The sequence below is a fragment of the Streptomyces sp. NPDC014006 genome, from assembly GCF_043088925.1.
In the GTDB taxonomy this organism is placed as follows: Bacteria; Actinomycetota; Actinomycetes; order Streptomycetales; family Streptomycetaceae; genus Streptomyces.
The window spans coordinates 221,989-231,207 of record NZ_JBICAJ010000008.1 but is presented as its reverse complement, the minus strand read 5'-3'; the positions used below and the strand labels follow the sequence as shown (position 1 = coordinate 231,207).

At 68.9% G+C, this 9,219-nt stretch carries 11 protein-coding genes; 9 read left to right on the top strand and 2 right to left on the bottom strand.

The features are described from left to right. Positions 1-158 precede the first annotated feature (158 nt). Complete coding sequence (locus ACF1GV_RS26935) at positions 159-2,735, top strand: peptidoglycan recognition protein (RefSeq protein ID WP_391685445.1); 2,577 nt, start codon at positions 159-161, stop codon at positions 2,733-2,735. 5 nt (positions 2,736-2,740) lie between these two features. Here ACF1GV_RS26935 and ACF1GV_RS26930 read toward each other — a convergent pair whose 3' ends face one another. Both ACF1GV_RS26930 and ACF1GV_RS26925 read right to left on the bottom strand, forming a co-directional pair. Further along, on the bottom strand, positions 2,741-3,637 hold the full coding sequence (locus ACF1GV_RS26930) for a helix-turn-helix domain-containing protein (RefSeq protein WP_391685770.1): 897 nt from the start codon (positions 3,635-3,637) through the stop codon (positions 2,741-2,743). A 256-nt stretch (positions 3,638-3,893) separates the two neighbouring features. Beyond that, positions 3,894-4,358, bottom strand: coding sequence for an ATP-binding protein (locus ACF1GV_RS26925; protein ID WP_391685768.1), 465 nt, complete (start codon positions 4,356-4,358; stop codon positions 3,894-3,896). 151 nt (positions 4,359-4,509) lie between these two features. Between ACF1GV_RS26925 and ACF1GV_RS26920 the strand changes: the two genes are divergently transcribed. The 8 genes from ACF1GV_RS26920 (at position 4,510) to rpsS (ending at position 9,205) form a co-directional block, all read left to right on the top strand. Continuing rightward, on the top strand, positions 4,510-5,385 hold the full coding sequence (locus ACF1GV_RS26920; protein WP_391685443.1) for a helix-turn-helix domain-containing protein: 876 nt from the start codon (positions 4,510-4,512) through the stop codon (positions 5,383-5,385). After that, entirely contained in the window at positions 5,382-5,591 is a 210-nt protein-coding gene (locus ACF1GV_RS26915) for a DUF397 domain-containing protein (RefSeq protein WP_391685441.1), read from the top strand. Before ACF1GV_RS26920 ends, ACF1GV_RS26915 begins: the two co-directional genes overlap by 4 nt. Positions 5,592-5,985: 394 nt before the next feature. Continuing rightward, the gene (gene rpsJ / locus ACF1GV_RS26910; RefSeq protein ID WP_003948644.1) at positions 5,986-6,294 is read left to right on the top strand and encodes a 30S ribosomal protein S10; all 309 of its coding nucleotides are present in this window, start codon (positions 5,986-5,988) and stop codon (positions 6,292-6,294) included. A gap of 16 nt (positions 6,295-6,310) precedes the next feature. Next, complete coding sequence (gene rplC, locus ACF1GV_RS26905) at positions 6,311-6,955, top strand: 50S ribosomal protein L3 (RefSeq protein ID WP_103781446.1); 645 nt, start codon at positions 6,311-6,313, stop codon at positions 6,953-6,955. Positions 6,956-6,963: 8 nt separating this feature from the next. Further along, complete coding sequence (gene rplD, locus ACF1GV_RS26900) at positions 6,964-7,617, top strand: 50S ribosomal protein L4 (RefSeq protein WP_391685439.1); 654 nt, start codon at positions 6,964-6,966, stop codon at positions 7,615-7,617. Beyond that, complete coding sequence (rplW, locus tag ACF1GV_RS26895; RefSeq protein WP_391685437.1) at positions 7,617-8,036, top strand: 50S ribosomal protein L23; 420 nt, start codon at positions 7,617-7,619, stop codon at positions 8,034-8,036. The genes rplD and rplW overlap by 1 nt, the downstream gene beginning before the upstream one ends. Positions 8,037-8,074: 38 nt before the next feature. Beyond that, positions 8,075-8,911 (top strand): 50S ribosomal protein L2, encoded by an 837-nt coding sequence (gene rplB, locus ACF1GV_RS26890; protein ID WP_205382445.1) that lies wholly within the window; start codon positions 8,075-8,077, stop codon positions 8,909-8,911. 12 nt (positions 8,912-8,923) lie between these two features. Beyond that, the gene (rpsS, locus tag ACF1GV_RS26885) at positions 8,924-9,205 is read left to right on the top strand and encodes a 30S ribosomal protein S19 (RefSeq protein WP_363265736.1); all 282 of its coding nucleotides are present in this window, start codon (positions 8,924-8,926) and stop codon (positions 9,203-9,205) included. The last annotated feature ends 14 nt before the right edge of the window (positions 9,206-9,219 follow it).

Below are 9,219 nucleotides of genomic sequence, written 5' to 3'. Positions count from 1 at the left end.
GTAGCATGCCGCCACTTATTCGTTGCATGTTCATCAAAGGGCCCCGCAGGGCCCGTTGGGGTGGGAACAACTTGAGATCGGGACGTCGAGCACGTCGCACCACCGTCGCCCGGGCGCGGCGCACGGCCGTCGGAGCCGTCCTCGGTATCGCCGCGCTCGTGGGTATCCAGAGCATCGCGAGCGGAGCGGTCTTCGGGAACGGGGACGATCAGGGGCGCCGACCGAGCGTCTACAGCGCGCGGGGGAAGGCGGACGGCCCGGTCCGGACCGCCGTCCACCTGCTCGCGCTGCGCGACCAGGGCCATGGCGAGGCGGTCCTGTCGAAGCGGGACACCGACCGTTTCGCCCTCATGGGCGTCTCCTGGACGGACCCGCGGGCGAAGATCCAGGGCACGATCCAGGCGCGCGCCCGCGACGCCGAGACCGGCGAGTGGACCGCGTGGCAGAACCTGACGCCGTACCCGGCGCTGCTCGACGGCAACCGGTCCGGCGCGCGCGGCTCCACCGAGCCGGTGTGGATGGACGCCTCCGACGGCGCCGAGGTCCGCGTCACCGACGGCGCCCGCAACGGCAAGCTCCCGGCCGGTCTGCGGCTGGACCTGGTCGACCCGGGCACGGCCACGGCGGGCGGGACCTCGGGTGATCTGGCCGCGGAGCCCGCGGCCTTCGCGCAGGACACCACGCCTCCGACGACGCCCGGCCCGGCCTCCACGGCCCCGCAGCCGACGATCGTCTCGCGGGCCGGGTGGGGCGCGGACGAGAGCATCAGCCCCGAAGCGCCGGAGTACCTGCCGAACGGCAACACGATCAAGGCCGCGTTCGTGCACCACACCGCGGACGCCAACCCCTACGACTGCTCCGAGTCCGCCGCGATCATCCGGGCCATCTACACGTACCACGTGAAGACGAGCGGCTGGAAGGACATCGGCTACAACTTCCTGGTCGACAAGTGCGGCACCCTCTTCGAGGGCCGCAAGGGCGGTATCGACCAGCCGGTGTACGGGGCCCACACCTACGGCTGGAACTCCCAGTCGACGAGCGTGGCCTTCCTCGGCGACCACAACCGGACGAGCGCCTCGGACGCGTCCCTGGTCTCCGCCTCGCGGCTCATCGCGTACAAGCTCGGTCAGTACGGCGTCGACCCGTCCGGTACGACGCTGCTGAACGCCGGTGCCACGCAGAAGAACTACTTCGGCACGTCGTACACGCAGGGCCAGGACTACACGTTCGCCACCGTCTCCGGGCACCGTGACGCCTACGCCACCGAGTGCCCCGGCAGCCTGCTCTACGGGCAGCTCGGCACGATCCGCGGCTACGCGAGCGGCACGGTCCAGGACCTGGCGATCAGCTCGGTGGGCGGCCAGGCCACGAAGGCCGGCAGCGGCTACCAGACGCCCGGCCCGGCCACGGTCAACTGGTCCACGAGCACGCAGAACGCCCTGATCTACAAGTTCGAGGTACTGGTCGACGGCCAGGTCGCGACCTGGAGCTGGGGTCATGTCCGCAGCGCGTCGCTGACCCTGACCGGCTACGGCGACCACACGGTGGCCGTCCGCGCCACCCACACCTCCGGCAAGGTGACGGCCTCGGCGCCGGTCACCGTGACCGTGCCGGGCCCGAAGACCTTCAAGCCGGTCACCCCGACCCGCCTGATGGACACTCGGTACGGCACGGGCGTGCCGAAGGCCAAGGTCGGTCCCGGCGGTGAGGTGGTGCTCGACGTCACCGGCAACAGCGTGGTGCCGTCCACCGGCGTCGGCGCGGTCGTCCTGAACGTGACGGCCACCAACCCCACGTCGGCCGGCTATGTGTCCGTCTACCCGAACGGCACCGACCGCACGTCCGCGTCGAACCTCAACTTCACCGCCGGGAAGACCATCCCGAACCTGGTGACCGTGCCGGTGATCGACGGCAAGGTGCGGTTCCACAACCACGCGGGCTCGGTCGACCTGATCGCCGACGTCACCGGCTACTACGCCACGGACACCAGCGGCTCGACCCACGTCAGCCACGGCCCGCTGCGGCTGATGGACACGCGGTACGGCGTCGGTGTCCCGAAGGCCCCGGTGAGTCCGCAGGGTGTGGTGTCGCTGCCGGTGGCCGGCGTTCAGGGGGTGCCGTCGTCCGGTGTGACGGCGGTGGTCCTGAACGTGACGGCGACGAACCCGACGTCGTCGAGTTTCGTCTCGGTCTACCCGGACGGTACGGCGCGCACGTCGGCGTCGAACCTGAACTTCACCGCCCGCCAGACGATCCCGAACCTGGTGATCGTCCCGGTGGTCAACGGCAAGGTGGACTTCTACAACCAGTGGGGCTCGGTCGACCTGATCGCCGACATCACCGGCTACTTCACCTCCGGCACCGAGGGCGCCTCTCACATCAACCTGGGCCCGCTGCGGCTGATGGACACGCGGTACGGCGTCGGTGTCCCGAAGGCCCCGGTGGGTCCGCAGGGTGTGGTGTCGCTGCCGGTGGCCGGCGTCCAGGGGGTGCCGTCGTCCGGTGTGACGGCGGTGGTCCTGAACGTGACGGCGACGAACCCGACGTCATCGAGTTTCGTCTCGGTCTACCCGGACGGTACGGCCCGTACATCGGCGTCGAACCTGAACTTCACGTCGGGCCTGACGATTCCGAACCTGGTGATCGTCCCGGTCGTGAACGGCAAGGTGGACTTCTACAACCAGTGGGGCTCGGTCGACCTGATCGCCGACATCACGGGGTACTTCACGAAGTGATGTGATCACGCCGCTGACCGGCTGCCGGGGTGGCCTTCCCGGCAGTCGCGGCAGTAGGTGCCTGGGTGAGGGGTGCGAATCGCGCGTTCGCACCCCTCACAGCTGTGCAGGGGCAGGCGTCCGGCGGGGCGGTACCCGGCGGCCGGCGGTTCGGGAGGCGCGGGAGGAGGGAGCAGCTCGGTCAGGCGGTGGGCGAGCAGGGCCGCCGGGTTGCGCAAAGGCTCGCGTGGCAGGTTGGCGGTCAGGGCGTGGCGTACGGCTTCGGGCCGTACGCCACGTTCGAGCCAGGCGGCGACGGCCGGGGCGAGGCGGTGGACGGCGCGTTCGGAGAGCAGCAGGCGGGGGTCGCGGTGGTGGAGCGTGGCCAGGACGGCCGTGGCCGCACGGTGACGGTCCAGGTCAAGGCCCTGCGGCTCGGGGAGCGGAGGTGACCCGGGCCGCGCCGGTGCCTCGGGCGCGGGCTCGGGGACCGGTGCCGGTGCCGGAGGCGGCGGGGGAGCGGGTGCCCGCGGTGGTGGCGGCGGCGGTGTCTCGGGGCGAGGCGTCGCGTCGGTGGCGGGCTGGTTGTACGACACCGTGTGCGTGATGATCCGGCCGTTCGGGAGCTTCTGGCGGATGCGCGCCAGGTAGCCGTGGGCCTCCAGTTCGCGCAGGGCGGCGGCGATACGGGTCTCGCCCTCCGGGAAGCGGGCGGCGAGCGTTTTGATGCCGACGGGGGCGCCGGCGGGCAGCGACTGGATGTGGGTGGCGATACCGATCGCGGTGAGCGACAGCTCGCGGTGCTGGGCGAGGTGGTTGCCGATGACCGTGAAGCAGGCGGTGTGCGGGGTGTTGATGTGGGTGATGCCGCGCTGATTCAGCGGCTGGGCGCACGGCGGCGCGCTAAAGTGCTCGGTACCCATCGGGAAGGTTCTCTCTTCCTCGGTGGTCAGGCCCTCGATCGGGATGCCCGTCCCGGCCGGGGGCCGTCGCATGTCTTCGGTTGTGGTCGCGGCGAGCATATGCCTTCGAACTGGGCGGAAATCCAGCCCGGTTGAGGAAGACCACTCGTGCGGGTGACGGGGATCCGCAGGGTAGTCGGCGGGGTGGGGCCGGGTTGGGCCGGTACTTTCCACTGGGTTCTTTAAGCATTGACCACGCGCTGGGCCGGGGCGCCGCTCACCGGAACGTGACCGGTCGCGATGCGGTGCTCCCCGTCCCGATCTCCGCCCAGACGGTCTTGCGCGGGAAGCGTTCCTCCCGCACACCCCACCGGTCCGCGAGCGCCTCGACGAGGAGCAGCCCCCGCCCGGACTCGGCACTCTCCTCCAGGCGCCGCACCTCCGGCAGACGCTCACCCCGCGTGTCCGTCACCTCGATGCGCAGGGTGCCGCCGACCACGTACAGCGTCAGCCGGAAGTTGCGCCCGGGGACGCGGCCGTGGGTGGCAGCGTTGGCCGCCAGCTCGGCCACGAGGTGGTTCGCGGGCTCGGTCGGCAGCCCCCAGCGGCGCAGTTGCGTGTCGGCGAGCAGCCGGGCCAGGCGGGCGCCACGCGCGGTGGACGACAGCAGCACGCTGAAGTGGGGGACGGCGTGGGCGAGTTCGGTGCCGGAGGCGGCGATGTCCTGATTCACGTCACTCAGCGTGGCGGCTTCTGCCTACCGTGGAGAGTGACAGTGCGGTTGCGTACGGTCACTGTCCGGCGCTTGTCCGGTGCTGTCTTGGCTGTCGGCACCGTTGCCAGGGGTAGGGCGCCGACGTACGGCGCGGCAACGGGACGGCGGAGGGGCGCGGATGTCCGTGGACGGCGGGGCGGTACGGCTCAAGAGCGAGGCGGACGAGCCGGGTTGGGAAGTGGACCCGGACGACGAGTGGGGCGTGGCCGTCATCGCCACGGTCGGGCGGCAGCTGAAACTGCGCCGGGAGGCGGCCGGGCTGCGGGCCGCCGAGTTCGGCAGGCTCATCGGCTACAGCGAGGACATGGTCTACAAGATCGAGTCCGGGAAGCGGATTCCCCGCCAGGACTACCTGGTCGCGGCCGACCAGGTGCTGAACGCCGGCGGGCTCATCGCGGCGACGTGGGAGGACGTGAAGAAGGTCCGCTACCCGAAGCGGGTGCGGGAGCTGGCGAAGCTGGAAGCGCAGGCGGTGGAGATCGGGGTGTATGAGTGCAACAGCGTCCACGGTCTGTTGCAGACATCCGACCATGCGCGGGCTCTGTTCGAGGCGGCGCAGCCGCCGTACCGGCCGGACGACGTGGAGCGCATGGTGGCCGCTCGCCTGGCCCGGCAGTCGATCTTCGAGCGGGACGTGGCCCCCTCCGTCCACTTCGTCATGGAAGAGACCCCACTACGCCGACCTGTTGGGGGCACAATGGTCTGGCGACGGCAGCTCGAACATCTGCTGGAGGCGGGGCAGTTGCGCAATGTCACCCTCCAGGTCATGCCGACGAACACCGAGGCCCACCCCGGTCTGGACGGCAAGATCGAGTTGCTGAAGTTCCCGGACGGTACGGCGGTCGGCCGGTCCGATGGTGCATTCAACGGGCGGCCGATCACTGATCCGAAGCAGCTTCGCATCCTTGAGCTGCGATATGGCACCATCCGGGCGCAGGCACTCTCCCCTCGGGAGTCACTGGCCTTCATCGAGCAACTGCTGGGAGAAACATGATCCGCAAGACCGCTGCCGGTGACGCCTCCGGGCTGGCTTGGTTCAAGAGCAGCTACAGCAGTGGTACCGACGGCAACTCCTGCGTCGAGGTCGCCCACGCTCCCGGCGCCGTGCACGTGCGTGACTCCAAGCACACCGCCGGTCCCCGGCTCGCGCTCACGGAGAGCGCGTGGGCGGATTTCGTGACCTACGCCACTCGGGACTGAGGGTGGCGGGCGCCCCGGGTTTGACCTGCGTCACCCCCGGGGTAATCTCTTCCGCTCGATTGGCGTCCGGCCTGCCCCATATGGCAGACTGTCGGAGTTGCTCGGTCGAGTGTTGATGCTGCGCGCCTCCCGCCGGGAGGACCGGAAGCGAGTCCCACAGTACTCGTCGCCCTAACTGCCCTCGGGCAGCGCTGGGGCGGACGTACGGGAATCTTCCGGGAAGTGTGGTGCGGCACTGGCCAGGCACCCGGTGAACCTCTTCCCCAGGCAAGGGATGTTCGAACAAGGGACATCTGTGTCAGCGGGAGTGCGACACGCCCGACCGCGTGGGTCGGACAGAGTCGAAGGGACACCAGGTTCCAGAGCTGTAGAGAGACAGGACTACTGAGTAGCCATGGCGGGACAGAAGATCCGCATCCGGCTCAAGGCCTACGACCACGAGGTCATCGACTCTTCGGCGAAGAAGATCGTCGAGACGGTGACGCGCACTGGTGCGTCGGTCGCGGGCCCGGTGCCGCTGCCCACTGAGAAGAACGTGTACTGCGTCATCAAGTCGCCGCACAAGTACAAGGACTCGCGCGAGCACTTCGAGATGCGCACGCACAAGCGCCTGATCGACATCCTCGACCCGACCCCCAAGACCGTTGACTCTCTGATGCGACTCGACCTCCCGGCCGGTGTCGACATCGAGATCAAGCTCTGAGGCTGGTGGGCTGAGAATGGCTAAGCAGATCAAGGGCATCCTGGGCGAGAAGCTCGGCATGACGCAGGTGTGGGACGAGAACAACCGTGTTGTTCCGGTCACCGTCGTCAAGGCCGGCCCCAACGTCGTCACCCAGGTCCGTACCAACGACGTCGACGGCTACGAGTCGGTCCAGATCGCCTTCGGCGAGATTGACCCGCGCAAGGTGAACAAGCCCCTCAAGGGTCACTTCGCCAAGGCCGACGTCACCCCCCGTCGCCACCTCGTCGAGATCCGGACGGCCGACGCCTCCGAGTACACCCTCGGCCAGGAGATCACCGCTGAGGTGTTCGAGGCCGGCGTGAAGGTCGACGTCACCGGCAAGAGCAAGGGCAAGGGCTTCGCCGGTGTCATGAAGCGCCACAACTTCGGTGGCCTCGGCGCCGGTCACGGCACCCAGCGCAAGCACCGCTCGCCCGGTTCCATCGGTGGCTGCGCCACCCCGGGCCGTGTGTTCAAGGGCCTGCGCATGGCGGGTCGTATGGGCAACGAGCGGGTCACCACCCAGAACCTGACCGTCCACGCCGTTGACGCGGAGAAGGGTCTGCTGCTCATCAAGGGCGCGGTTCCCGGTCCGAACGGCGGCCTCGTCCTGGTCCGCACCGCGGCCAAGGGGGCCTGAGGTAACCGATGAGCACTGTTGACATCCTTTCGCCGGCGGGCGACAAGGCCGGTTCCGTCGAGCTCCCCGCGGAGATCTTCGACGTGGAAAAGATCAGCATCCCGCTGATCCACCAGGTCGTCGTCGCGCAGCTGGCCGCTGCCCGCCAGGGCACCCACAAGACCAAGACGCGTGGCGAGGTCCGCGGCGGTGGCAAGAAGCCGTACCGCCAGAAGGGCACCGGTCGCGCCCGCCAGGGTTCGACCCGCGCGCCGCAGTTCGCCGGTGGTGGCGTCGTGCACGGTCCCGTGCCGCGTGACTACTCGCAGCGGACCCCGAAGAAGATGAAGGCCGCGGCCCTGCGCCACGCCCTCACCGACCGGGCGCGTCACAACCGCATCCACGTCGTCTCCGGCGTGGTCGAGGGTGCGGTCTCCACGAAGGCCGCGAAGAGCCTGTTCGGCAAGATCTCGGAGCGCAAGAACCTGCTCCTGGTCGCCGAGCGCTCCGACGAGGCCGCGTGGCTGTCCGCCCGCAACCTGCCCCAGGTCCACATCCTGGAGCCGGGCCAGCTGAACACGTACGACGTTCTCGTCTCGGACGACGTGGTCTTCACCCAGTCCGCGTTCGAGTCCTTCGTGTCCGGCCCGAAGGCCAATGACACCGAAGGGAGCGAGGCCTGATGGCTATCCGTCACCCCGCTATCGCCTCGAAGGCGGCCAAGGCCGCCAAGGCCGCGCGCGTCGCCAAGGCGCGTCGTCACGCCGCCGAGGGCAAGAACACCGTCGAGACCCCGCTGAGCAAGTCCTTCACGGACCCCCGTGACGTGCTGCTCAAGCCGGTCGTCTCCGAGAAGAGCTACGCGCTCCTCGACGAGAACAAGTACACGTTCATCGTCGCCCCGGGCGCCAACAAGACCCAGATCAAGCAGGCCGTCCAGGCGGTCTTCTCGGTCAAGGTCACCGGGGTCAACACGATCAACCGCCAGGGCAAGCGCAAGCGCACGAAGACCGGTTTCGGTCAGCGCGCGGGCACCAGGCGCGCGATCGTGACCCTCGCCGAGGGCGACCGTATCGACATCTTCGGCGGTCCGACCGCGTAAGCGGGTCGGATCGTCCGATATCGGACGAGGACTGAGAAATGGGAATCCGCAAGTACAAGCCGACTACGCCGGGCCGCCGTGGCGCCAGCGTCGCCGACTTCGTCGAGGTCACGCGGTCCACGCCGGAGAAGTCGCTGGTCCGTCCCCTGCACAGCAAGGGCGGCCGTAACAACGCCGGTCGTGTGACCGTTCGCCACCAGGGTGGCGGACACAAGCGCGCCTACCGCGTGATCGACTTCCGTCGTCACGACAAGGACGGCGTGCCGGCGAAGGTCGCGCACATCGAGTACGACCCCAACCGCACCGCGCGCATCGCGCTGCTGCACTACGCCGACGGCGAGAAGCGCTACATCCTCGCTCCGCGCAACCTGCAGCAGGGTGACCGCGTCGAGAACGGTCCCGGGGCCGACATCAAGCCGGGCAACAACCTGGCCCTCCGCAACATCCCGGTCGGTACCACGATCCACGCGATCGAGCTCCGTCCCGGTGGCGGTGCCAAGTTCGCCCGCTCCGCCGGTGCCTCCGTGCAGCTGCTCGCGAAGGAGGGCCAGATGGCCCACCTGCGCATGCCCTCCGGTGAGATCCGCCTGGTCGACGTGCGCTGCCGCGCCACCGTCGGTGAGGTCGGCAACGCCGAGCAGAGCAACATCAACTGGGGCAAGGCCGGCCGTAAGCGCTGGCTGGGCGTCCGCCCGACCGTTCGCGGTGTGGCGATGAACCCGGTTGACCACCCCCACGGTGGTGGTGAGGGCAAGACCTCCGGTGGTCGCCACCCGGTCAGCCCCTGGGGTCAGAAGGAAGGTCGTACTCGTTCGCCGAAGAAGGCTTCGAACAAGTACATCGTCCGCCGCCGCAAGACGAACAAGAAGCGCTAGGAGCGGGTTTAGATGCCGCGCAGTCTCAAGAAGGGGCCCTTCGTCGACGACCACCTGATCAAGAAGGTGGACACGCAGAACGAAGCCGGTACCAAGAACGTCATCAAGACCTGGTCCCGTCGCTCCATGATCGTCCCGGCGATGCTGGGTCACACGATCGCGGTGCACAACGGCAAGACCCACATCCCGGTGTTCGTCACCGAGGCGATGGTCGGCCACAAGCTCGGCGAGTTCTCGCCGACGCGCACCTTCCGGGGTCACGTCAAGGAAGACCGGAAGTCGAAGCGCCGCTAGTAGCGGATCGCATT

What these genes read in the sequence shown, in the direction of transcription:
- rplD (WP_391685439.1), top strand. Translation starts at nt 6,964, where the DNA reads ATGAGCACTGTTGACATCCTTTCGCCGGCGGGCGACAAGGCCGGTTCC.
- rplC (WP_103781446.1), top strand. Translation starts at nt 6,311, where the DNA reads ATGGCTAAGCAGATCAAGGGCATCCTGGGCGAGAAGCTCGGCATGACG.
- rpsJ (WP_003948644.1), top strand. Translation starts at nt 5,986, where the DNA reads ATGGCGGGACAGAAGATCCGCATCCGGCTCAAGGCCTACGACCACGAG.
- rplW (WP_391685437.1), top strand. Translation starts at nt 7,617, where the DNA reads ATGGCTATCCGTCACCCCGCTATCGCCTCGAAGGCGGCCAAGGCCGCC.
- ACF1GV_RS26915 (WP_391685441.1), top strand. Translation starts at nt 5,382, where the DNA reads ATGATCCGCAAGACCGCTGCCGGTGACGCCTCCGGGCTGGCTTGGTTC.
- ACF1GV_RS26930 (WP_391685770.1), bottom strand. Translation starts at nt 3,637, where the DNA reads ATGGGTACCGAGCACTTTAGCGCGCCGCCGTGCGCCCAGCCGCTGAAT.
- rpsS (WP_363265736.1), top strand. Translation starts at nt 8,924, where the DNA reads ATGCCGCGCAGTCTCAAGAAGGGGCCCTTCGTCGACGACCACCTGATC.
- ACF1GV_RS26920 (WP_391685443.1), top strand. Translation starts at nt 4,510, where the DNA reads ATGTCCGTGGACGGCGGGGCGGTACGGCTCAAGAGCGAGGCGGACGAG.
- rplB (WP_205382445.1), top strand. Translation starts at nt 8,075, where the DNA reads ATGGGAATCCGCAAGTACAAGCCGACTACGCCGGGCCGCCGTGGCGCC.